This window comes from Devosia ureilytica (genome assembly GCF_024273195.1).
Classification (GTDB): domain Bacteria; phylum Pseudomonadota; class Alphaproteobacteria; order Rhizobiales; family Devosiaceae; genus Devosia; species Devosia ureilytica.
Map to the genome: position 1 here is coordinate 1 of NZ_JAMZCU010000011.1, position 23,838 is coordinate 23,838.

Genomic DNA, 23,838 nt, shown 5'->3' on the forward strand with positions numbered 1-23,838 from the left:
GGCGAACTGAACCACCGCACCAAGAACCTGCTTGCCGTGGTGCAGGCCATTGCCAGGAACACAGCGCGATCAACTATGCCCGAGGCATTTCTGGATACATTTGCCGCGCGACTGGGCGGACTAGCCGCCAGCAACGATCTGTTGGTGGCGCAGGATTGGTCCTCGGTTCATCTTGAAGACCTCGTTATGGGCCAGCTGCGGACGATCGGCGCCGATGAGGATGTCCGGGTGGTTGTAGGAGGGGCGCCCTTTCTTGTCTGCCCGCAGCATGCCCAGGTGATCGGGATGGCGTTGCATGAACTGGCGACGAATAGTCTGAAACATGGTGCGTTGGCTCATCCCGAGGGCCGACTGCGCATCGTCTGGACCGGTGCGTCCAGTGCCAACTGGAAACTGGAATGGGATGAATCCCTGCCCTCAGCGCTTGTCCCGCCGGAGCGCAAGGGTTTCGGCCATGTGGTCATGGTGGATATGGTTGAGCGGGCGCTGGATGGAGTGGTAAAACTCGAGTTTCGTTCCAGCGGTGTTTTGTGGAGCCTCAATGTTCGCGGTCCCGGTGTGGGCCGCTAGGCGCTGTGGTGCCAACTGCCACGACTGAACAGGGCAGGGCCAGATCCAGAGCACTACTTCGGCGGCAATTCCTCTTCCCGTTTGAGGCCAATGCCATGCCAGGGCGCGTAGCGACCATCTGGTTGTCGCCACCACCGTTTGCCACCGCGGATGATGGGTTGCCCCAACTTGCGATATCTTTGCCAGACGCTGGCGATCAGCGCCGTCACCGAGAGGACCTTGAGCCAGATCATCGCCTATTCCGAGGTCAGGAAGCAATCGATGCGGAGCGTGTCTGTCTCGTCGGTCATGCGGATAATGTACTCGTCATGCGCGTGCCCCGAGCCGGCTGGGGAATATTCGAACCAAGCGGGCCAACCTCGGTATGCGCCATCCTGCCACACAATAGCTCCAGTACCCAGGTCGAACGAATAGGTCCCCTGCACACCATTGACCCCGTAAGTCCCTTCATTCAGGTCAACCCAGCCTATCGTTGTCATGTACTGGCGGCAGACATAACGACCAACTGGCGGTCCGCCATAGGTGAATACGGGTTCCGCGCCCTGCGCTGGCGACATGGCTTGCTCGCCGATGACCCGGCAACCCACCAATTGAAAAGTGTCCCAGCCCCATGAACTTTCGTCGCCTTGTACAGTCAGCTTTGACCCGGGGATCAGTTCTGCAAGGTGGTGCCTGTCTGCTTCATTAAAAGTGCACATCGCTTCGCCGAAGGGCCCGTCTGTTAATCTGACATAGTCGGATCCCGCGCGTTCAAGGGTGCCAGACAAGGTCACGGTCAGACCTTCATAACGTTGACGGGCTGCGGCAACGTTTGTTCGGTACGCCTCCCCAATCTGGGCGAGATTGGCCTTAAGTGTCTGCGAGGCGCGAGGTCGAGCTTTGGTCTTGCCGCCTGCGCCGGCAGCTGAAGAGTTAATGGCTCGCATGCGGTCGGGCGCCATTGAGAAAAGCATCTCGCGACCGCTGTAGCTGGTGTTCAGAACACCGCAGGCTTCGTCCCCGAAGGCGTCTGGGCTCGCGACAATTCCCTTGTGCCAAGCGCTGCCAACCAGTATTTCGACCTCGTCACCAGGAATGCAGAGGGCGCGCCAGCCGGGGCTTAGTGCATCGGATCTGGTCGGTGCCGGGCCAACCCCGGGACCGGCAACGTCCATCAGCTGTACGGCACGCATGCGGTCAGGTGCCATGGAAAAGTGCATGTCTCGCCCGGTGTAGCTCGTATTGAGAACGTCGCAATAGGGCTCACCATTTATGTCGGGCCCGGCTACGGTACCGCGATACCAGGAACCGCCGATAAGGATTTCCACTTCGGCGTCCGGCGTGCAGATTTGTCGCCAGTCCTGCTCCGCGGTGGACGCAGTTGACAAGGACGTCAACACGACAATGGACAAACCCGTGGCAACGACGGAATTTCGCAGTGCAACGATCATCGGATTCTGAACTCCCCCCACTCGAAAAAACATAATCGCCGAAATTCAATTCAGCCAGCAAAAGAATGAGTGACGGCCATTCATCGCCCCGCCCACGCGCAGCTCACGACTCGTGCCGCACTCTGACGCGAGAGTCGGGACCAATTGGCTCCAAGAAACGAGGGGGTATGTTGTTGGGAAACTTGTGTCGGGTGCTGGAATGGTCAGTGGAACAGTTGCCAGGTCGGCCTTCGGCGGAGGCGGGATTTGCCGGCCAGTTGCAGGCGGCGCTGGGAGAGGATGTAACCATCGTCAACGCCAGCGTTTCGGGCGACACCTCGGCTGACGGACTGGCGCGGCTCGATTGGTCGCTCGCCGAGCGGCCGGACGCGGTCCTGCTCGAACTGGACGCCAATGACATGTTGCGGGACCTGACTGTCGACGCTCTGCGCGAAAACCTGACAGCGATCCTCCAGCGCTTCAAGGACGAGAATATCCCCGTTCTGATGGCCGGAATGCGGGGAAGCCCAGCCTTGGCAGCCACTACATCCGTGACTGCGAGGCCGTTTTCCGCGACCTGTCCACGCAATTCGGCACGGCATTCTACCCCTTCTTTCTCGAAGGCGTCGCCGCCGACGCCGCCCTGAACCAGGCCGACGGGAGGCACCCGAATGCAGACGGCGTCAGCATCATCGTTCGGCAGATCTTGCCATCCGTGAAGGCTCTGCTAGCCAGTTGAAAGCTTCCAAATTTCGACAAGTCCGCCTCGCGCCCCACTTCTGCCGTTCAGGCTTGGCTGCGATTGCCGGAAGCTGCCCGTCTTATTTGGCCCGGCGTGGACGCAGACGACCAATTGACGATTGGACAACCATAGGATGACGCTGTTCGGATACCTCGCATCCGATCGGAACCTGCTTGCGTATTCCCAGATGAAATGTTGCTGCACAAACGCCGCTTGGCTCAGCGTTGTCTATTCACGCTACCGCTATTACTAAATTTCATCGAGAAGGGAATTTATTAGCATGTTGGAGACCATGTTTGGATGCCTCAGTAAGAAGGACGCAGGTTAAATGGGTCTCCAGTTTTTTCAGCGCGCGAAAGCCGCGCAGAGTGCCATCAATGCTGACACAATCGTGGCCCTAAGTAGGTCGCAGGCCTTTATTGAGTTCGACCCTGACGGAACAATTATCACCGCGAACGCCAATTTTTTGTCGGTGATGGGCTACGATGTGGACGAGGTCACAGGTCGACACCACAGCATGTTCCTCGAACCAGAGTATGCCAAGTCCCCCGAATATAGGGAATTCTGGGCCAAACTCACGGCAGGTGAGTTTCAGAGAGCGCGCTTCAAGCGCATTGGGAAGGGCGGCAAGGAGGTCTGGATTGAAGCCTCCTACAACCCGCTCATCGGCACAGATGGTAAAGTCTATCGGATCATCAAGCTTGCAAGCGACGTCACCGAGCACCATCAGTTGTCCGCAGACGCTCGAGGTCAGATCACTGCCATATCGCGCTCGCAAGCGGTTATTGAATTCAAGCTCGACGGCACAATTCTCACCGCCAACGAGAACTTCTGCGGGGCATTGGGCTATCGCCTCGAGGAAATCCGCGGTCAGCATCATCGTATGTTTGTGACCCCGGCGGAGGCGTCCGGACCAGAGTATCAAGCGTTCTGGCGAAAGCTCAGCTCGGGCGAGTTCTGGTCTGGTGAATATAAGCGCATCGGCAAGGGCGGGCGGGAAGTTTGGATCCAGGCTTCCTACAACCCGATCCTTGACGCCAGTGGACGACCTTACAAGGTGGTCAAGTACGCGACCGACATCACTGCCCGCAAGGCCGCTGTAAATGAGCTCAGTCACGTCCTTGAACTGCTGGCACAGGGGAATCTGAACTGCAGCATCGATGGTGTTTTTCCAGACGATCTCGAACAGGTGCGGCTCGCGTTCAACAGGACTGTTGAGCGTTTGGGGAATATCGTTCTGGAACTGCGTGAGACTTCAAGTGCACTGCGCGCTGCGACTGGAGAAATCCTGGCAGGTGCGAACGATCTAGCGGAACGTACCACACGGCAAGCGGCGGCCATAGAAGAGACGAGTGCCGCTGTCGAACAGCTCTCGCACGCGGTGACGGCTAACGTAAAGCGCGCGGAATCGGCCAGAACGAACGCCAGGAGCGTGTCAGATGGCGCAATGGAAGCTGGCGACGTCATGGGCAATGCAAACCTGGCGATGGAAGACGTAACGGCTCAGGCTTCGAAGATCTCCAACATCATCGGCATGATCGATGACGTCGCGTTCCAGACCAACCTTCTGGCCCTCAATGCCTCAGTTGAAGCAGCGCGCGCCGGAGATGCCGGCAAGGGCTTTGCTGTTGTGGCGGTGGAGGTGCGCAGGCTCGCTCAATCTGCTGCGGCCGCATCCAACGAAGTAAAAGGGCTCATCGAGAAGTCCAACGAGGCTGTGGCAAAGGGAAGCAAACTCGTTTCTGCTGCTACGGATCGGCTCGGCTCAATGGTCAGCCGCGTTCGCGAGAATGCGGAGCTTATGGAAGAAATCGCACGCGCGAATGGCGAGCAGGCCAGCGCCATCTCAGAAGTCAACGCGGCCGTGCGCCAGATGGATGAGATGACGCAACACAATGCCGCGCTGGTTGAAGAAACCAACGCCGCTATCGAGCAGACGGAGGGACAGGCGAGCCGGGTCGACAGTCTGGTTGACGTTTTCGTGGTCGGCCAGTCAGCAGAGTCTGCAGGTAAGCCGAAACCTCTTGTCGTCGAGAGGCCGCGAAAAAGCCAAACGCCTCGCAGTTACCTTTCCCACGGTTCAGCTGCCATAGCCGCCGACTGGGATGAATTCTGACGGTGCAGCTAGCGCGACCCAACGCTTCGATAGCAATGCTATCCGACTGCAGGACGCAGACATACGGTTTCCGTTCTATGCCGGGGCTACCATGATCGGGAGGAGATCAGGACATCAGCCATGCTCAGCCGCAAAGAACTCGGTATAAAGAGGTCGCAGCGCGGCTCCCTTGGCCGGTGAATGAGGTCCGGCCGAGCCGCGTCGCACCTGGGGTGCAGACGCCCAACAGATCGGCGGAAGCGCGACAGCCAACTGCTCTGCCAAAGCATCCATCAAATCAGGCGGTAGCGTCCCGTCCAAAACGACCAGCGGCAGTTCCAGAGTGTCGCTGACGCCCTGTACCGCGATGGCAAGCGCGCGGGCGGCTTTTCTCGCCCATCGCTCTGTAACCTCAGTTTGAGAGGTGCCCCCGTTAGTCGATTCCTCCATCCAAGCTTGGCCACCGACGAGGTCGTAGAGTTTTGCCTTGGCCTCACTAATGATGGTTCGCCCTAGCGAACCATGCCGACTGTGGGGCGCAGTCCACAGCCTGCCATCAAGTAAGAATCCGGATTGGATGAATCGATCCACGAATAAATACAAGAAGTCGGCAGGCCGTGGCGGCGGCGTGCTCGCAAGTTCGGCCCACGCTCCTGCACTGCCGGTTGAGTAGGTCGAGATCGGCACATCAAGCAGCCGTTCCAATTGCGTTCGGAATGCCTCTTCACTCCAAGGGTCGTCATGAACGCCCATCACCAACTGACAAAGCCGGTCAAAATCCGCGGGAACAGCAATACCCAAACCGATGGGTTTGATCTGGTCACCGCCTATCTCTGCGAGAACCGCTTTGTAAGCGTTCGCTACGGCCACACTGACATGCTGGTAGGAGCACTGCTCGATGGCGAACTCCTGTTCGGCCAGGACGCGCCCGCCAAGAGACCGGACAAAAAGATAACAATCTCCGAAGCCAACTTGGCAACCCGCGGAGAGGGCCCCCTCCGGATTCATGGACAATGATACGCCGGGCTGGCCTCGCTTCCCACGGATGCGCTCGCCTTCCAGGACAAGTTCGCGCACCAACAAATCCGAAACCAGCCTAAAGACGGTCGATCCACTGAGGCCTGTTGCTCGGGCGACGTCAGCGGCCGATCCGCCTGGATTCGATGCAATGGCCGTCAGCACCGCCCGCATATTCACATTCAGAATGCCGGTGGCGTCCAGCTTACCTGGACCTGGCTCGAAAACTTCGCGGCTCAATGTAGTGCTCCCCAGCAGGCCCTGTTCCTAGCACGCACTGCTGATCGGCCGTCAATGCTGATCAGTAAGGCCAATACATTACCAACCATCAATCCCCCGGGCGCTGCCCTTGGCCAATGAGCCCAAGGCCGATGTCGAACGCTGCGACGCCCGGCTCATAGCTTCGGAGCCGAACGGCGAGAGAGTGAAGGAGCGCAAGCGGCGGATCATATCAAAGTTGAACGAACGACTGGTTCAGGATTGGTAGTTTCGGCCGATCAGGAGGATTCGATTTGGCAGAGTTCCGTGTCATAGATTTGCGTACAATGATAGTCGCGCCCGAGGCCTTGGTTCAGGCTCAATCACCAGAAGGAGCCGCCGAAAGCGCTCTGGGGGTGTGACGGCTGTTCGCTCGGGCAAACCGCCGCATCTGATTTGCCGCGTCTACTGGGAGACAAACGGTACCACCAATATGGTCCGCCTTTACAGTGAGTCCGCCCACTCGCAGAGTTGATCTGGCGCTTGGGCAACCAACGCCGACCCATTTCCCTTTCGGCTGTGAACGCCGGAGGTCAATGTGCCGACATACTACTTCAACGTGCGCCAGGTGAATGGCACCACGACAAACGAGACCTATGCGGCAGAATTCGCAGATGACGAGGCGGCGCGGCAGGAGGCCGGGGTTGCTATTGCTGAGATGGGTCGGGATACGGCTTCACTCGTGGGTGCGATGGAGTTCGAGGTGGTCGTCACCACAATGAACGGCCATGAGATCGCACGCCGATGGGCTCGGTTTGTGGCGGACGATTACCGATAACCACCCCATTGTGCCCGTCATTAAGTCCATTTGGAAAATCCCACATCTGCGGGATCTACGGCAGCGGAGCTGTTGCGTGATCGACCGCCTCAGTATGCAGGATCTACACTATCAATATTCCGCCCCGCCCTTTTCCAGGCAGCCGCAGCCGCCGCCAGGGTCTGGCCAGCCGGATGGAGCCTGTGCCCGATCACGGAGGAGAAAGTTATGGCGGCTTCGGTCGACTGACCGGCCGAAAAGCCCTCATCACCGGAGGCGATGCAAGAATCGGGCGACCGCTCCTGGCAATCGGCTGGTCGCGCGCGGGCGACCGATTTGGGGCGCCACGCGGACCATCGAAAGTGGTCACTAATTCGCGTCGATCGATCGAGCTGGCACCTGGATCTGGCCAGGCTGGCTGCGGTTTGGACCATGAGTGCTGCTCAGACCACCTTGGGCAGCCCTGAACTAAGCCAGCGCCTTCCAAGCCCACCAACCACTGAGGGCAGCGCCAAGCATCCATATGAACACCACGATGGCTAGCCCCGCCCGGCTAACGGGTTTGCCCTCTCGCTTGCTTGCTTCAAGCCGGAAATCGCTCATGAGTGGTACGGGGATAAGCTTGACTGCCAGCAAGATGCCGAGAGGAACGATCAAGAGGTCGTCAAGGTAGCCCAGGACCGGGACAAAGTCGGGGATGAGGTCAACTGGCGACAGTGCATAGTCGGCGACCCACGCCGCAGCGACCTTGGCGATAACTGGCGTGCGCAGATATCTTGCCGCAATCCACAGTGCGACGACGTCACGCTTGATACCTCGGGCCCAACTTTTTGTTCGACCAATAAAGCTGCTCATGCTTGCATTCTAGCAAAAGACCCACGACCGCCAGGCAGGGACGAATTTTCCACGGGAACGCAATATAGCATGGACAGATGAGGCCGCGAGGTGAAGAATCGCAGAGCCTGGCAAAGGCTCCGCTTGCCCTAAGAACGCGTATCGCGGTCACGCTGAGGGACACACTCCAGCTTAACCTTCTGATCCCGGTCGAATGCCCGATTGGAAAACAAAGGCTCCTAGCTCACAGAACGCGGGGGGCAAGCGTCTGAAAGCCAGGGGTTCCTTGAAGGTCAACCGGTCAATGGACCGTCAACGCTACAATCATAGCATTGACCGGCTGATGGATCAGTTGGTCTGGCTGTAAGGTTTTCGTCAGCTTGAAGCGGGTAAGATGGTGAGCCATGTTAATTCGTCTCTTGCTCGCAATGCTGCTGATGGCCGCCTTAGTTGCGCAAAGCGCTGCTCAGGGCAAAGGACAAAGTGGCAGCAGCGGGCAAAGAGCCGGCGCCGCCGTGAACTCGCAGAGCGATGGCGGTAGCGAAGAAGCGCCGATCCGCAATGGCGATGCGCACGGGCCCCTGGATAAAGCCGCTGATAGCAGTCATCAGAGCAATCGCAATTCCAACCATGGCGGCGCCACCTCCTCAGGCAACGACAGCGCAACGGATGCTAAGAACGGCGGTGGTGGCGAGAAGGCACATGGAGGCAGCACCCTCCTTTCCGGCGCCGTCTCCTTGAACACGGACGAGGCGCTGGCTTTGGTGCAAACACATCAAGCTTTGCCCCTCTCTGAACTGACCGAAATCGTCCACCAGCGTTCCGGGGCGGAGATGATTGAATAGCCCCTAGATTTGTAGACGCCTTCTTCCCTACTTTTGAGGCAAGGAGGCCTATATGGGCAAAGTTAATTTCAGCGACGAGTTCAAGCGTGACGCGGTGCGTCAGATCACCGAGCGAGGATATCCGGTTTCGGAGTTGTCGCAGCGTCTGGGGGTGAGTGCCCATTCGCTCTACGCGTGGCGTAAGAAGTACGCAGTCGCGGCCATGTCGCGCAGCATGGCCTTGACCGTCTCGGCCGCCGAGGTGGCCTCGACCGGGCACCGATAGGTCTTGTCCGCAGCCTTTGCCCAGACGATGCCATTCTCAATATTGTAATGGGCTTTCACTCTCCGATTGCCGACCACGACCTCGATGTCATGGACCATATTAGCTTGGTCCGCACTTCCATGCGGGGGGATAAAGCTCATATCGGCTTTCCTTGGCGCAGCAGCATCCAGCATGGAGCAGCTCCATTCCGAACAGGAACATCCGATCTTCAGGGTGAACATGAACGATGGGCAGCGCAGGCCCGCTCATCGCCTTCAATGTATTGCCAATTGAGCGCAGCGCAATAGCTGGGTCATGCTTGCTGATGGGGCAGAACTCCGCCGGATATCGTCATCGCTGGCTTTAGTCCGCCTGAGTTACGACCCGGAAAAGTAGTCAGTCGTCTCGCCAAAGCCATGCGGGTGAAACCAAGAGTGCACCTGCCCTGACCGAGATCGCGTTGCGCTTCTTGCAGAACCCCGTGTTTACCTCTCTGACCGATAACATTTGGACTGGGGGAAGCTGGGGCGCGCACGTGGAGGCAGCGAGTGAACGAGCTGGATTTGTTTGCCGACGATGTGGAGGCCGCGGAGGCCGCGAACCTCACGCAGCAGGCGATTGTCGACACGCAGCAAAACCTGGGCAAGATGCTGGATCTTATGCCCATTGGGCTGCTGATCCACACAGAACAAGGTATTGTCTTTGCCAACCGCCAGGCGTGCAGCTTCCTGCAGGGCAGTTTGACCAAGCTTCGGGGGCAACACCTTCTGGACTACACCGCCATTGGCGACGTTGATAGCGTCTCCCACGCCCTTCGGATGACATTTGCAGATCCAGACACCTCATTTGACATTGAGTGCGCCATCGAGCGTCCAGACGGCACCAGCCGCCTTATAAAGCTGATAACCGGGGCGCTGCCTTGGCCTGGCAATCCAGTCATCCAGATACTGATGCAGGATGTCACCGATCAGAAAAAGGCCGAAATTTCCCTCCGCCAGATGACCATCACAGACGAGCTAACTGGCGCGTACAATCGTCGACACGCCCTCTATGAAGCTGGTCTTCATCTTGAAGCGGCGATCACAAATGGAATGCACCTCAGCGTCGCGATGATCGACATTGATCACTTCAAGCATGTAAATGATACCTACGGACATGATGCGGGCGATTTGGTCCTCAAGGCCTTGGCCCTCCTTGCCAACCAGTTTCTGGCCACCAACACCATGTTGGACTCGCCATTGTTCGCGCGGTTCGGCGGAGAGGAGTTTTTATTTCTCCTGCCTGGAGCCAGTGGCCAGAGTGCCTTCGCTCTCGCCGACGCCTTCCGACGGCAAGTTGCGCGAATGGTCGTCGATCTGTCTGGAACAAAACTGAAGCTGACCGTGTCGGCAGGGATCGCGAGCTTTCGCGCAGGCGATACCAGCTTTGAGGAAATACTCAAGCGTGCAGACACGGCCCTTTATGTCGCCAAGGCTGAGGGCCGCAATCGTGTCTGTCAATCAGACTAACCAGGCGAAGGCGTCGTGGGAGTCCTGCAAAACCGGATCCTTCACCATCCAGCATGGAACTTGCCGTAGGCTACAGCAGCCAGGCCGGTCTTCAGTCCCTGTTTAAGCTTTCCCAGGATGATGATCTCGCAGAGCCAACGCGTCGGGAGTGCAGGCGCCCATGAAGAAAAAGGCAGAACTGCCGACCGCGCACAATCGGTCGAGCCGACGGCGAGAACCTGAGACAAAAGCCGCCGATAAGTGGGGCGCCTTTCTTCGCGCACCCACCTTGCTCAGCCTGGTCATAGAAAACATCCCCGCCATGGTCGCCGTGAAAGAGGCGAATGAACTTCGTTTCGTGCTGTTCAATCGTACTGCTGAAGAACTAATAGGTGTCTCCCGACACGCGGCCCTCGGCAAGAGCGATTTTGACCTTTTTCCAAAGGGGGAAGCCGAGTTCTTCATTGCGCGCGACCGAGACGTGCTTGCCTCGGGACAGCCACTGACGATCCCTGAAGAGCAGATCACGACTAGTCAAAGAGGCGTCCGCATTCTCAGGACCACCAAAATGCCGGTTTTCGACGCGACCGGCCGCCCGCAATATCTGCTGGCAATGTCAGAAGACATTACCGAACACAAGCGGGCCGAAGCCGCCCTCATGGCGAGTGAGCGGCGGTGGGCGTTTGCGTTAGAAAGCGCCGGGCAAGGCGTTTGGGAAGCCGATATCCTGAACAACACCGTCTACTATTCCCCGACATGGAAGCGTATGCGGGGCATAGATGTAAACGAGGACGTCGATAGTAGCCTTGAGGCCTGGTTGTCACGCGTCCATCCTGAAGACCGGGAGCACATTCGCCAGACCATCGCCAAGCAGAATTCGGGAGAGTTGTCCCGCAATGCTTTCGAGTATCGCGAATGGCACCGGGAGGGCCGATATATCTGGATTTCCAGCAATGGCGCTCCCGACGCGTGGGACGCCGAAGGTCGCCCAATCCGCATGATTGGCCTAGACACAGACATTACCCAACGCAAAGAACAGGAGCAGAACCTGCGGGATGTTACGCAGCGTCTCGAGATCGCGCTGCGTGCCTCCTGTGTCGGCGTGTTCGAGGGAAACCTCGAGACAGGCGAGCTGCTCTGGGACGACCGCGTGAGGGAGATCTTCGGACGGTCGGCAGATCGGTCGGCCCTCACATCGTCTGATTGGGAGCGCGCGCTAGACCCGGAGGACGCCTCGGAGACTTTGGCCGCCCTTTCGGAGGCCAAGACATCCCAAAAGACGTTTCGGCATCGGTACCGGATCATCAGACCGGATGGTTGTACTAGGACCATTGCAGCTGATGCAGAATTCTTCCGACACGCCGACGGGTCGCAGAGGTTTATCGGCACCAACACTGATATCACGGAAGAGGTAGAGCTTCAGAACAGTCTGCTCCGTGCGAATGAATTGGCAGAAGCGCGCAATGCCGAGCTGGAGGCTGCTAGGGCGCGCCTGGAAAAGCAATCCCTGCACGACGCACTTACGGGGCTACCCAACCGGCGCTATCTGGACGAAATTCTCGAGGACCTCGCAAAACGCCGCCAAGAAAACAACATTCAGGGACTGTCCATCCTTCACATAGATCTGGACCGCTTCAAGCAAATCAACGATACCCTCGGCCATAGCGCGGGCGATGCCGTGCTTCAGCGTGTCGCCAGAATTTTGTTGGACACTTCAGGTCTGGGCGCCTTCGTCGCTCGCGTCGGTGGTGATGAATTCGTCATTGTCTGCCCCAACCAAACCGACGCACAAAAGCTGTCGAAATTGGCGGATCAAGTCATCCATGCCATTCAGCGACCAATCCCATATGAGGGACACTCTTGCAGAATAGGCGCCAGCATCGGTGTGGCTGTTGAAGCGGGCGCGTTAATCGATCCGCGTCGCGTGCTTATCAATGGCGACATGGCCCTTTATCACGCCAAGGAACGCGGTCGAAACCGTCACGAATTCTTCTCCAAGTCGATCCAGGAGGAGCTTGAATCCACCAAGCGTATCGCAGACGAGATATTACAGGCCATAGAACGGTGTGAATTCGTCCCCTACTACCAGCCGGTGGTGGACGCCCAGACTTTCGAACCGGTCGGCGTGGAGGCGCTTGTACGCTGGCGCCATCCTTCCGGCGAGCTCCTGACACCAAATCGCTTCCTCAGGATCGCGCAGGACCTCAATGTTCTTGCTGCCATTGACGGTCTCATTCTCTCGCAAGCGATCAGCGACCTTGACGAGTGGCAAGTTGCCGGTCTGCCCATTCAGTCGGTCTCGACCAATGTGTCGTTCGGTAGACTGAGTGACGAGAATTTGGTCCCCTCGCTGCGCAAACTCAACATCAAACCTGGCACAGTCTCCTTCGAGTTCCTGGAATCGATCTTCCTTGATGAGTTCGAGGATCGCGTAGCCTGGAACATCGATGCGATCAAGGAAATGGGCATCGGCATCGACGTCGACGACTTTGGCACTGGCCACACTTCATTTGTCAGTCTGCTTCGTCTGATGCCAAGGCGCTTCAAGATCGATCGACAACTGGTTTCACCGGTCGCAAGCAGTGACGCACAGCGTCAATTGGTTGGTTCGATTGTCGACATCGGCCGAACACTCGGCATTAAGGTGGTTGCCGAGGGGGTCGAGACGGTCGAACAGGCTAGCGTGTTGCGCGAAATCGGCTGCGATTTTCTTCAGGGATATGCGTTTGGCAAGCCAATGCCGGCAGCAAAACTGGTCGAATGGCTTCGAAGCGCAGCTTGGCGATTGGCAGCAGGTTAGCCCAGCACCAACAACAGGCAACGCGTGGACGCACTCAGTGCCTTTTCCAGGTGCGAGCGGCTGGTTCCCGCCGTTCACGCAAAAATCTGACGACGCAGAATCTCCACCCCAGTATCCGGTCTCCGGCGTATCTCCATTCTGGTGTGGCTGTGCGGTATGGAGCGCCTTTGCTCATTAGTAAAGTCGGGAGCTTCCATGCGGCGTCGATCGGGACCGAAATACGTTGCTGTCTCGATGTAGATGTGGGTTTGGTCGAGCTGATTGATCAGACGATCCTTAACCAGGTCTAGCCGCTCGGGCAGAGAGATAAAGTCATCAAACCCCATGCCAATGTGATCGAGCACCACCTCGAAATCCACGTCCGTGCCTATCGCGACTATTGGCGCGCATCGGATTTTGGTGGACGGGGAACGACGTAACCTGCGAACAAGCTGAGACTTGGTCTGATCACTCAACTTCTGATTGACCAAAAAGTATGTAACTTGAAACTCCGGTCGGCGGATGTCCGGCTGCTCGTTGAGTTCTTGTACCGAGCCAAAACAAAGCCTGTGGGCGATGTCAATCAGCGAACGACTCTCACCCGCGTGACCAACAACAACCGCAGAGCAACGGCTCAATGCACTGGAGGGCGTGGACATCAGCATTCTCTGATTGATTAAGTGGCAAGAGCCAACATTACAAGGCGCAACATGAAGCAAACATTGACGTTCGATCACGTTTCGCCGTTGTGCTAGGCAGCGATGCTCTTGGGGGCGCTTATGCCGTCCACCTGACCCGCGGCACAAGGTTTGGTGGAACAAGAGTAGGGGGCGCGGGGCCTGACATGACCACCTACGAGTTCCGCTGCGGAGATTGAGACGGGGAGCATGCCGCCGCCGTGGTCAGCCCGTTTGCACTCAAGTTGTTTGAAACGGTCATTGGGACGCAGCAAGGCAAATTCTTTACCAAGCCAACTGGCACTTCCTTTACCGCGGACACACCAGACTGGCCCGGTACATCGTATGGTAGTTGCCCTTGTCCAGCCTCAGGTTTCCCAATCGTCTCATCCTTGTGATTTTCGGCCTGTTGGTCACGCTCCTCTTGCTGGTGGGCGGCGTCGGGTGGTGGGCCGTCAGCCGCATTGACGAGGGTTCCCAGGAGCGGCAGGCACGCGCCCTCCTCCGAGGCCTGGCGGAGATAGAGGCGCGAGTACCGGTAGAACAAGACAGCTCCGCCGTCTGGAATGACGCCGTCCTCAATTTGGTTTCCGGAAACCAGGAGTGGATCGCCGACAATCTTGTCGACTGGATGAGCAGCTATTTCGGCCACAATCGCGTCTATGTTTTGGACGCAGGCGACAACCTCGTGCGGGCTGCTCATGACGGAATGGTTCAGCCTGCAGAGGCCTTTGAACGCGACAAGTCCGTGATCCAGCCTGTGACAAGTGCGCTCAGGCGGCAGATCGCGAGCCTTGCGCCCTCAGGAACGGACTCAACCGACGCTATTGCAGGGACTGGAATTCTAGAGCGTATGGTGCTCGGTGATGGCACAGTGGGTATCGTCAGCGTTCGCCCGGTCATCCCGGACGATAGCTCCGAGCTCAGCCAGATGTCTGGCTCCGAATTCATCCACGTCTCAGTTAGGCTGATCGACCAGACAGTAAGCGCAGCAATCTCGGAGAACTACAGTCTGGCAGGACTGCGATTCGATACAAACCTCGCAGCCGATCCCACGAGAGCATCGCTGCCAGTCTTGAGCAGCGCTGGCCGCGTTCTGGGTTTTTTCAGTTGGGACCCATTTAGGCCCGCCACGCAACTCGTGCTGGATACGGCCCCGATCATTGCCCTGTCCGCTGCAAGCGTGGTCCTGGTCGTGATTGCATTGTTGCGGCGCCTGAGACTTACCGCCGCACGCCTGAAGATCAGTCAGGCGGAAGCACACTTCCTGGCTTTTCACGATCCGCTGACGCGTGTTGCGAACCGAGCGTTGTTTGACGAGCGACTGGAGCGCGCGATCGTCAACAGCAGGCGCCTCCACTCGCCGCTAGCCCTGCACGCGATCGACTTGGACCGCTTCAAGTCCGTCAATGACAGCTTGGGTCATCCGGCGGGGGATGAGCTCCTCCGACAGGTAGCTGGGCGCGTGGAAAAGCTGATAAGCGAAGTGGACACAGTTGCCAGGCTCGGCGGGGATGAATTCTCCATTGTCCAGGTAGGCGTTGGTTCCGTCGAAGACGCCTTGCGCCTGGGACAGGCCATTCTTTCGAACTTAGAGCGCCCATTTGACCTGAACGGGCAGGAGGTGAGCATCTCTGGGAGCGTGGGCATCGTCTACTCAAGCGATGCGGAGCAGGATGCGGTTGACCTGGTCCGACAGGCGGACGTTGCCCTCTATGAAGCCAAGACGAGCGGGCGTGCCCGCTACGAGCTATACGCTGGCGAACTGGATCAGGCGGTGCAACAGCGGCGTGCGCTAGAGAACGAGCTGCGACATGCGCTCAATGCAAACGAGGGGCTGGAACTGGTCTATCAACCCATCTTCGAAGCCAGGACCGGGGCAATGATCGGCTGTGAGGCGCTTGTACGCTGGAACCACCCAACCAGAGGCCGTTTGCCGCCCGACGCTTTCATTAGTTTGGCCGAGGAACGCGGACTGATCAACCAACTTGGACTTTGGGTGCTGCGGCGCGCCGCCGAGTACGTCCGGGCGTCAGATCTCCCATGGGTGGCTATCAATGTCTCACCGGTCCAGTTCCGGGATCAGGACTTCGTCGCGAGTGTCCTCAAGATTCTCGACGAGGTTGGATTGCCACCTCGGCGCCTGGAACTGGAGATTACCGAGGGTCTCCTTTTGCAAAACTCCGAACATGTGCAACAGACGCTGCGGCACCTTCGTGCCAGCGGCATCCGTGTTGCACTGGACGACTTCGGCACCGGCTATTCCTCCATCAGCTATTTACGCACCTATGGGGTGGATAAGCTCAAGATAGACAAGTCCTTCGTCTCTCAACTCGGGCAGGACGATGAGATCGATGGCATTGTTAAGTCGATCATCGAGCTCGCCCGGGCAATGCGCATGAAGGTGACTGCCGAGGGTGTTGAAACCCAGGCGCAGCGCGTCATGCTGGAAAGTCTGGGTTGCGGAGAGCTGCAGGGGTACTTGCTGTCTAGGCCCGTAACGCCAGAGCGCCTGACCGAACTCTCCCTGCCACGGGCATCGGCCAGGAAAGTAAGCTAGCTGATCCATGCCGGGTCCATTGTGTCGGAATCGGGTCCGGGGCGCGCCAGCCGCTACCTGGAGTTCTTGAGCGGCCGCAGGCCCAGGACGGCGTGCGATACTTTCTCGCAGGGGTTCCTATCTACGGCTGCAGTGACGCTGGGCACCGAGTGGCAGATCTGCTGGCGCATCTTTACGGTGGCGAAATTCTCCACGGCGCTGACCCGAAAGGCGCAGAGAAAGACGATCTTTGCGGACACTTCAAAGCGGCCTACCGGGCCTCGATGGCCCGCTCGCGCCCACTCTTATCCGCTGCCCTGTAGCGTCCCCCGCGCAGGTTGACCGGCCCCAAGGGCCGGCCGGAGCTTCAGGCCTTCGCAAGCGCCTGCTCAATATCGGCAATTATATCATCAATGTGCTCGATGCCGACCGAAAGGCGAACGAGGTCATCCGAGACGCCTGCACGGGCGAGTTCATCAGGGCCCAACTGCCGATGCGTCGTCGATGCCGGGTGACAGGCGAGCGACTTCGCGTCCCCGATATTGACCAGGCGCAGGATCATGTTCAGCGCGTCAATGAACTTGCCGCCCGCTTCCTGGCCGCCCTTGATGCCGAAGCTGACAATGCCGGAAGCCTGTCCCTTGGTGATGCGCCTGGCGACGTCATGAAACTTGCTGGTGGGCAAAGCCGCATAGTTGACCCAGCCTACCTTGGGATGGTTTTCGAGAAATTGCGCCACTTTCAACGCGTTTTCGCAATGGCGTTCCATGCGCAGGCCAAGGGTCTCCAATCCCATGAGGAAGAGGAAGGAGCTATGCGGCGACAGCGCGGCGCCGGTATTGCGCAGCGGTACTACCCGGCAGCGACCGATATAAGCGGCAGCGCCCAGCGCCTCAGTGTAGACCACACCATGATAGGAAGGGTCCGGTTCATTCAGAACCGGGAAGCGCGCCTTATTGGCCACCCAGTCGAACCTACCGCTGTCGACGATGATGCCGCCGATCGAATTGCCATGGCCGCCGATATACTTGGTCAGCGCATGCACCACAATATCGGCGCCGAACTCGATGGGCTTGCACAAGAATGGCGTGGCCACGGTATTGTCGACTATCAGCGGCACGCCATGGGCATGTGCCACCTGCGCCAGTCGCTCTATGTCGACCACATTGCCGGCAGGGTTGCCGATAGACTCGCAGAACACCGCCTTGGTCTTGTCGTCGATCAGCGCGGCGATGGCGTCGAAATCGCCGGCCGCCGCCATGCGCACCTCAATGCCTTGCCTGGGGAAGCTGTGCATGAATAGGTTATAGGTGCCACCATAGAGCTGGCTGATCGACACGATATTGTCGCCGACGCCCGCAATGGCCTGGATCGAATAGGTGATGGCGGCCATGCCTGAGGCGACGACGAGCCCCGCGATCCCGCCCTCCATCTCGGCAACACGCTGCTCGAGCACTGCCGTCGTCGGGTTCATAATGCGGGTGTAGATATTGCCTGGCACCGCGAGATTGAACAGGTCAGCGCCATGTTTGGTATCATCGAACGTATATGACGTCGTTTGGTAGATGGGTACCGCTGCCGCCTTTGTGGTGGCCTCCGATGTATAGCCATGGTGCAGTGCTAGCGTTTCGAGCTTCATTGGGCTTCCTCATTCTTGAATCGGACTCGCTCGCCCAGTATCCGCATTTCGTAATTGCACGATAGCCGTAAGGTGCAGCCCGCCATTCCTCAGAGCCGAGGCGCGGGTCCGGACTCTAGCGGTCCGTCGGCTTTCGGGGTATCGCAGCGGCTGCCATAACTACCGTGCTGGGGCTTTGGGGACGCGGCTAACGCGCCCCCATAGCTTGTCACCGGGTCGGTGCCGTCTTCCAAATCGAATAGACGACACCGCTGGCCAAGATCACCGCGGTAACACCGAGTGACCACTCTGCCGGGAATTTCTCCCAACCCAGCAGGTCTGCCACGAAAATCTTCGATCCGATGAAGACCAGCAGGACTGCCAGTGCCTGCTTGAGATAGGCGAAGCGGTGAATGATGGCGGCCAGGGCGAAATAGAGTGCGCGCAGGCCCAGGATGGCGAAGATATTGGACGTGTAGACGATGTAGGGGTCGGTGGTGATGGCGAAGATGGCCGGCACTGAATCAACGGCAAAGATGACGTCCGCGATCTCGATCATGACCAGAGCAAGAAATAGCGGCGTCATGTATCGCGCCATCCGACCGGTCTTGGGGTCGATCTGGCGAACAAAGAAGCGGTCACCTTGCAGGGTCTCGGTGACCCGAAAGCGCCTCTTCATGAACAACAGCACCGGATTTTGGCTGAGGTCCGTCTCTTCGTGTCCGATCATCAACATCCGGATGCCGGTGAAGATCAGAAAGGCCGCGAAGATGTAGAGAACCCAGCCGAACTCGGACACCAGCGCGGCGCTGAAGCCGATCATGATCGCGCGCAGCACGATGACGCCCAGAATGCCCCAGAACAGCACGCGATGCTGCAAATGGCGCGGAATGGCGAGATAGCCAAAGATCATCGCAATGACGAAGACATTGTCCATGGCGAGGCTTTTTTCGACCACGAAACCGGTGAGGTATTCGACACCTGACTGGGCGCCCAGTTGCCACCAGACGAAGCCGCCAAAGACAAGACCGAGCGCTATATAGAAGCCCGAGAGCAGCAGGCTCTCGCGCACCTCGATCTCGTGCCCATCCCGATGCAATACGCCAAGGTCAAAGGCCAGAAGGGCAATCACAAGCCCAAGGAAGCCCAGCCACATCCAAAGCGGCTGGCCCAGGAAAAATCCGGTCAGAAGGTCCATCAGCGCGCCTCCCCGACGAGAAGGTCAAGCTTGCAGCGGCTCATAGTGAGCCTCCCGCGAGGCCAAGGGCGCGCTCGACACGGTGCAGCGCGCCCAATTCGACGGGATGTACCATGCTATCTGCTGTGATCACCTGGTGGCAGATCTGCAGGAGAGACTGGCGCTCTTCGCCACTGAGTTTACTTGCCGACAGGCTGGCCAGAGCTCGCTGGTCCGCGGAGTGGGGATCGTAGCCAAACGCGCGGCTGTGTTCGGCCAGTTCCTGCGCCAGCTGGGCGACCGAGAAGCCCGCCATGGCCGGGCTGGTGATAAAGGCTTCCACCAGCGTGCGCCGCTCTGCCAGGTCGAGCCGGCCATCGGAATGGGCGATTACGGCGACAGCGGCGACGAGAGCCTGAAAAAACTCCTCAGTCGTCGCCCGGCTCGCATCATCATGCATCTCCCGTGTATTGGCATCCTGACGCGCCCGGAGCCGGGCGCCGCGCAGGAAAAGATCCTTGTCGGTATTTTTGTCTTTGCTCATGCAAAACTCCTCTTAAAGTGCCGCTCGGCGGAGCTGAGGGAGTGCGCATGGAGACCTAGGACGACGATCGGGCACCACACGCAGGTGCCCGCGGGCCCTGCCGAGGTGATCCGACATCGCGGGGCGGCCAATGCCGCCGACGCCAGAGGGGCCCGGTCACGCCATTCGAGATTGGTGCGGCCAGTTGAAGTAGCAAGAGGGCGACGCAGATTTTTTGTCAGGCAACCCAGTGCGACGCGGCAGCGATCAGTTCCTCGGCCACCGGGCTCTGGAACTGCCGCTGGAACGTAAGGGCATAGAAGGTCTCTTCGATACCGGGCAGGCGGACGACTTCGCGCAGGCTGCCCGCATCGAGTTCGTCGCGCACGACAATTGCGGGCAGCGGAGCAAGGCCGATGGCCTCGCGAGCCATCAGCCGCAACATGGCCATGTCGTCCACTTCGGCCACCACTGAGGGTATGATATCGAGGCGGGCACAAAGCGCATCGAACTCGGTCCGGATGATGCTGGCGCCGGTCGGCAGGATCACCCCATGGGTCCTCAGCGCCTCGGCAGGGGTTGTCGCCGCGCAGGCAAGGGCCGGGGAAGCGAACAGACTGATTGGCTGGCGCGCAAGGCGATGGGCCACCAGGCCATCCGCATAGCCCGTGCCGGGCGCGGCATTGCAGAGGACAACGTCGAGGTCGAGCCGACGCAGCATGCCCGTGAGTTCCACCAGGCTGCCTGATGTCAGCACGACCTCGAGGTCGGAACGACCGAGACAGGGGCGCAGGAAATCGATCTGAAAATTGCGCGACAATGTCGCAAGGGCACCCACCCTTAGCACCTGACGGCGCCCGGACCCGACCCGCAGCGTCGTGAGCAGGTCCTCGCCCATGTCGAATATCGCCTGGGCATGGTCGCGTGCGATCTGCCCCGCCTCGGTCAGCACCAGGCGCCGCCCCACCCGCTCGAATAGCGGATGACCCAGCCGCGCCTCAAGCGCCTGAATCTGCGTAGACAGCGCAGATTGCGACACGGCCAGGTTGCGCGCTGCCCGAGTCAGGTTGCCTTCGTTGGCCACCGCCAGGAAATAACGCAGATGATGGAAGTTCAGCGAGGACATCATTCGATTTTAGAGAATGTTACCATTCAATCAATGAATTTTATCGAATGAATGCTTTTCGCTAGAGCGGCTTCAATCGAAATCTCCCGCGAAGTTCCCCCATGCAAAGCTTGCTGTCCCCCGCCATCCTGTTCTTCGCTCTCGGGCTGCTCGCGGCTCTGGCCCGAAGCAATCTGCAAGTTCCTGAAGCGATCGGTAAAGCGCTGGCGATATACCTCATGGCCGCCATCGGCCTCAAAGGCGGGGTGCAAGTGTCAGAGAATGGCCTTACGCCGGAGCTCTTCCTGGCCGGTTTCGCGGGTCTCGCGCTGAGCCTCCTGCTTCCCTTTCCGGCATATTGGGCCGTCCGGCGGCTGGGCGGTCTTGACAGGATGAATGCCGGGGCTGTCGCAGCGCACTACGGGTCAGTGTCAGTGGTCACCTTCGTCACCGGCGTTGCGGCGCTGGAGGCGGCAGGAATTGAGGTTGCCGGGTTTATGGTTGCCGTATTGGCCCTCATGGAGGCGCCGGCGATCCTGGTCGGCCTGTGGCTGGCCCGGCGCGTCTCCAGCACAAGGGCGCATGGACTGGGCCACCATCTCTCCCACACTCTGCGCGATGGTTCGATTCTGCTGCTGGTAGGCGGGTTCATCATTGGCATGGTTGCGGGGCGGGCGGGTTTCGAGCCGGTTCGGCCAGTCTTCGAGGGAGCGTTTGGTGGTATTCTCTGCCTTTTCCTGCTCGACATGGGCCTGGTGGCGGGGCGGCATCTGGCCGGCACCGGCAGCGTCTCGCCAAGGCTCGTCGCCCTCGCAATTGCGCTCGCTGTCACCAATGGCGTGGTCGGCCTTCTGATCGGCATGGGCATCGGGCTCGATGCCGGCTCTGCTGCTGCGCTGGCCATCCTTGCGGGCAGCGCCAGTTACATAGCGGCGCCTGCCGCCGTCAGGATGGCGCTCCCCGAGGTCGATCACGGCATGCCGCTCACCATGTCCCTTGCCGTCACCTTCCCCTTTAATGTTCTCGTGGCCATTCCTATCCTGAGCGCACTCGCAGGACTTCTGTCATAAACGGAGCATCGAACGGATTTCTGAGCGTCCGCTTCAGGGAGCGCTTTTTGCGGCTTTGAATGACTGAATTGGGGGCGTCTCTACCAGTCAGCAGACGGCCCCATATCCACGTTGTCACACTAAAAATCCAAAGCCACTTTCGATAGCTCTCCCGCCAAGCACTGAGCGAGCTTTTGGCCCGGGGCTGGGCCTCAGGCGCATCAATGTTCGATCATCGAGTAGGAATTTGACCGTAGCGTTGAAGCTGGCAGGTTCTGCAGATGAGCGAAACGGCTGACATTTCCAAGGCGACCATCGTCGCACCTGAGTTGTCTCGGCGATACAGGGTGTGTTCCTGTCGGCGGCTTCGTAAATCCCCATCAGCACCAGGGCGGGTCGGACAATGGCCAGTTCCGGACCCGCACCGGTGATTATGTGTAGCCCGGCGGTCAAGCATAGAGACGCATTGGCATCGCCATTCAGGCACGTGGTTGCGAGTTTTGAGGACTGCCAGGAGAACATCTGGACGGGGCAACAGAAGTGGTATACACAAACAGGTACGCGCTTGTTTCTCCAGCGAGCAGAATCAAGGGGTTAGTGTCGGCCTGTGGTCCAGCTGCGAATCCTGGCGCCCCAGCCAGATTTTCCTTGAAGCTCTGAAGAATGCCGCGTTTGCCCGGATTCGACGCTGGAGTGAGTCGCGGCTCTATTGCTGGGGTGTGTTGCCTGCTGCCGAGCATGACGCCTTGGCGGTCACGCCTCAGGGTTCCGGCATTGGCGCGGCCAGGTGTCGAAATCAGCAGGCCCGCTCTTGGTTGAGCAGTTTTAGGTCTTCGGCGCCACGCAGAGCGTGGTGGGCAATGTCTTCGAAGACAAGGGCAAATTCGGCAAAGACACTGTGATCGGCTTCCTGCCAGCTGAGGTCTTCCAGCTCTGCCAGCAGATCGACAAGCGCCGCGATGGCGGCCCGATGATGGCGGGACGACAGGAGATGGCGGCGCGTTTCGCGATGTTGTTCCAGTTCGATGAAGCGGGTGAGCGCCTGGTTGACGCGTTGCCGACAGTCGCAGTCGAGTGCCACGGTGCCGATGATGGAACGAATGCGCGCCACCAGTGTATCGGGAGACGATGTGCCGTTTTCGAGGGTGTGATGGCTCATGCGGCCACCCAGTCCATGCCTGCAACGCCATGCAGGAACCCGTTGGAATAAGGCGCTGCCGAATAGACCGATTGCAGTCTCGTCACGCCCTCACCAGCGTCCATGTGCCCGTCCCGAACAGCGGCATAGATCGCGGCCACTTCGGTCATGTCACAATCCTGCGGGGAGAGCCGCAAATGGGTAACGCCCATGCGGGCCAGGTCAGGCAGGTCCTGCAGCAGTACCTGACAATGGCGTGACATGGTCTGGACGCCATTGACGCTGAGGAAGGGTTGGCCGTCGAGAGTGTCGACGTCCAGACCATCGGGTTCGTCGCCGCAAACGAATTGGCAATTGTCCTTGGTGTGCCCCTTGGCGCGGGCATGGGCGCAGCGCGCCGATATCGCCAGGGGCAGGCGGCCAAAGGCGATGATTTCATATTCGATATCGGGTGCGCCCGCGATAATCGCGGCGATCGAGGCTGCCGGCAGTTCCGGGCCGAGGCAGATGCGCGTGGCGCCGCGCCTCGCCAGCAGCTTGGCGGTGGCGCCATTGTAGACATTGACGAACGGACCCACGAGATGCGGCTTGCCGGCCAGAAGACGCAGGGCCGAAAGGTCATTGGCTTCAACCAAAGTGCTTCCAGCGGCCAGGCGTCGCGTCTGGAGGGTTTCGCGGTCAAGGGTCACCAGGGCCAGCGAGGCCAGCGCCACCGATTTGCCAGCGGCCGTCAGACGTTCCACCACCTGGGGCAGGAAGGGCCGGGTGAAGTGGTCTCGCTTTGAACAGACCACCTCACCCAGCGTCACCGCATCGACATGCCCCGTCTCAGCGATGCGGTAATAGAAATCGCGCCATTTTTCGCCGGACCATAGGTATGGCACCGGTCCCATGGTGATCTTGAGAGTGGCGGGATCAGCCATGGTTCACCGCCACTTCTTTTCATAGGCGCCCGACGTTGTGCGCTGGCCCTCG

At 59.1% G+C, this 23,838-nt stretch carries 21 protein-coding genes and 1 pseudogene; 10 read left to right on the forward strand and 12 right to left on the reverse strand.

What is annotated here, in order from left to right; translation table 11 throughout:
* A partial coding sequence (locus NIM87_RS18065) for a sensor histidine kinase (protein WP_254676144.1) occupies positions 1-570 on the forward strand: 570 nt, incomplete at its 5' end.
* Between the two features lie 53 nt (positions 571-623).
* Here the strand turns inward: NIM87_RS18065 and NIM87_RS18070 are convergent.
* Complete coding sequence (locus tag NIM87_RS18070) at positions 624-803, reverse strand: hypothetical protein (RefSeq protein ID WP_254676145.1); 180 nt, start codon at positions 801-803, stop codon at positions 624-626.
* Positions 804-806: 3 nt separating this feature from the next.
* The gene (locus NIM87_RS18075) at positions 807-2,000 is read right to left on the reverse strand and encodes an OB-fold putative lipoprotein (protein WP_254676146.1); all 1,194 of its coding nucleotides are present in this window, start codon (positions 1,998-2,000) and stop codon (positions 807-809) included.
* A gap of 206 nt (positions 2,001-2,206) precedes the next feature.
* On the opposite strand from NIM87_RS18075, the gene NIM87_RS18080 reads away from it, so the two are divergent.
* Together NIM87_RS18080 and NIM87_RS18085 are read left to right on the forward strand one after the other, a co-directional pair.
* The gene (locus NIM87_RS18080) at positions 2,207-2,626 is read left to right on the forward strand and encodes a GDSL-type esterase/lipase family protein (RefSeq protein WP_254676147.1); all 420 of its coding nucleotides are present in this window, start codon (positions 2,207-2,209) and stop codon (positions 2,624-2,626) included.
* A 423-nt stretch (positions 2,627-3,049) separates the two neighbouring features.
* Positions 3,050-4,837 (forward strand): methyl-accepting chemotaxis protein, encoded by a 1,788-nt coding sequence (locus NIM87_RS18085; protein ID WP_254676148.1) that lies wholly within the window; start codon positions 3,050-3,052, stop codon positions 4,835-4,837.
* 114 nt (positions 4,838-4,951) lie between these two features.
* Here the strand turns inward: NIM87_RS18085 and NIM87_RS18090 are convergent, their stop codons facing one another.
* On the reverse strand, positions 4,952-6,073 hold the full coding sequence (locus NIM87_RS18090; protein WP_254676149.1) for an ROK family transcriptional regulator: 1,122 nt from the start codon (positions 6,071-6,073) through the stop codon (positions 4,952-4,954).
* 556 nt (positions 6,074-6,629) lie between these two features.
* Here NIM87_RS18090 and NIM87_RS18095 point away from each other — a divergent pair.
* Positions 6,630-6,869 carry a DUF6894 family protein gene (locus NIM87_RS18095; RefSeq protein WP_254676150.1) on the forward strand — a complete coding sequence of 80 codons (240 nt, stop codon included), beginning with the start codon at positions 6,630-6,632 and terminating at the stop codon, positions 6,867-6,869.
* Positions 6,870-7,316: 447 nt separating this feature from the next.
* On the opposite strand, the gene NIM87_RS18105 is transcribed toward NIM87_RS18095, so the two are convergent.
* Complete coding sequence (locus NIM87_RS18105; protein ID WP_254676153.1) at positions 7,317-7,703, reverse strand: YkvA family protein; 387 nt, start codon at positions 7,701-7,703, stop codon at positions 7,317-7,319.
* Positions 7,704-8,086: 383 nt separating this feature from the next.
* Here NIM87_RS18105 and NIM87_RS18110 point away from each other — a divergent pair, with 383 nt between their 5' ends.
* A complete protein-coding gene (locus NIM87_RS18110) occupies positions 8,087-8,527 on the forward strand; it encodes a hypothetical protein (RefSeq protein WP_254676154.1) in 441 nt (146 codons plus the stop codon).
* 52 nt (positions 8,528-8,579) lie between these two features.
* Positions 8,580-8,717 (forward strand): annotated as a pseudogene (locus tag NIM87_RS18115) (transposase); the annotation flags it as partial.
* Here the strand turns inward: NIM87_RS18115 and NIM87_RS18120 are convergent.
* Positions 8,696-8,965: a hypothetical protein gene (locus NIM87_RS18120; protein ID WP_254676170.1), complete on the reverse strand. Its 270-nt coding sequence runs from the start codon at positions 8,963-8,965 to the stop codon at positions 8,696-8,698. The pseudogene NIM87_RS18115 and the gene NIM87_RS18120 sit on opposite strands and share 22 nt — an antisense overlap.
* A gap of 354 nt (positions 8,966-9,319) precedes the next feature.
* On the opposite strand from NIM87_RS18120, the gene NIM87_RS18125 reads away from it, so the two are divergent.
* Complete coding sequence (locus NIM87_RS18125; protein ID WP_254676155.1) at positions 9,320-10,279, forward strand: sensor domain-containing diguanylate cyclase; 960 nt, start codon at positions 9,320-9,322, stop codon at positions 10,277-10,279.
* 160 nt (positions 10,280-10,439) lie between these two features.
* Positions 10,440-13,058, forward strand: coding sequence for a sensor domain-containing protein (locus NIM87_RS18130; protein ID WP_254676157.1), 2,619 nt, complete (start codon positions 10,440-10,442; stop codon positions 13,056-13,058).
* Positions 13,059-13,132: 74 nt separating this feature from the next.
* Here NIM87_RS18130 and NIM87_RS18135 read toward each other — a convergent pair whose 3' ends face one another.
* Complete coding sequence (locus NIM87_RS18135; protein WP_254676158.1) at positions 13,133-13,696, reverse strand: response regulator; 564 nt, start codon at positions 13,694-13,696, stop codon at positions 13,133-13,135.
* 376 nt (positions 13,697-14,072) lie between these two features.
* Between NIM87_RS18135 and NIM87_RS18140 the strand changes: the two genes are divergently transcribed.
* A complete protein-coding gene (locus tag NIM87_RS18140) occupies positions 14,073-16,274 on the forward strand; it encodes a putative bifunctional diguanylate cyclase/phosphodiesterase (RefSeq protein WP_254676159.1) in 2,202 nt (733 codons plus the stop codon).
* Between the two features lie 346 nt (positions 16,275-16,620).
* Here the strand turns inward: NIM87_RS18140 and NIM87_RS18145 are convergent, their stop codons facing one another.
* From NIM87_RS18145 to NIM87_RS18160, 4 genes are all read right to left on the reverse strand, one after another.
* Positions 16,621-17,892, reverse strand: a complete 1,272-nt coding sequence (locus NIM87_RS18145) for an O-acetylhomoserine aminocarboxypropyltransferase/cysteine synthase family protein (protein ID WP_254676160.1) — start codon at positions 17,890-17,892, stop codon at positions 16,621-16,623.
* 208 nt (positions 17,893-18,100) lie between these two features.
* Positions 18,101-19,069, reverse strand: coding sequence for a TerC family protein (locus tag NIM87_RS18150; protein WP_254676162.1), 969 nt, complete (start codon positions 19,067-19,069; stop codon positions 18,101-18,103).
* 40 nt (positions 19,070-19,109) lie between these two features.
* Entirely contained in the window at positions 19,110-19,592 is a 483-nt protein-coding gene (locus NIM87_RS18155) for a tellurite resistance TerB family protein (protein WP_254676164.1), read from the reverse strand.
* 217 nt (positions 19,593-19,809) lie between these two features.
* Positions 19,810-20,697, reverse strand: a complete 888-nt coding sequence (locus tag NIM87_RS18160; RefSeq protein WP_254676166.1) for a LysR family transcriptional regulator — start codon at positions 20,695-20,697, stop codon at positions 19,810-19,812.
* A 101-nt stretch (positions 20,698-20,798) separates the two neighbouring features.
* Here NIM87_RS18160 and NIM87_RS18165 point away from each other — a divergent pair, with 101 nt between their 5' ends.
* Positions 20,799-21,746 carry a sodium-dependent bicarbonate transport family permease gene (locus tag NIM87_RS18165; RefSeq protein WP_254676167.1) on the forward strand — a complete coding sequence of 316 codons (948 nt, stop codon included), beginning with the start codon at positions 20,799-20,801 and terminating at the stop codon, positions 21,744-21,746.
* A 775-nt stretch (positions 21,747-22,521) separates the two neighbouring features.
* Here the strand turns inward: NIM87_RS18165 and NIM87_RS18170 are convergent.
* Together NIM87_RS18170 and ubiV are read right to left on the reverse strand one after the other, a co-directional pair.
* Complete coding sequence (locus NIM87_RS18170) at positions 22,522-22,884, reverse strand: hypothetical protein (RefSeq protein WP_254676168.1); 363 nt, start codon at positions 22,882-22,884, stop codon at positions 22,522-22,524.
* On the reverse strand, positions 22,881-23,786 hold the full coding sequence (gene ubiV / locus NIM87_RS18175; protein ID WP_254676169.1) for a ubiquinone anaerobic biosynthesis protein UbiV: 906 nt from the start codon (positions 23,784-23,786) through the stop codon (positions 22,881-22,883). Before ubiV ends, NIM87_RS18170 begins: the two co-directional genes overlap by 4 nt.
* Between the last annotated feature and the right edge of the window lie 52 nt (positions 23,787-23,838).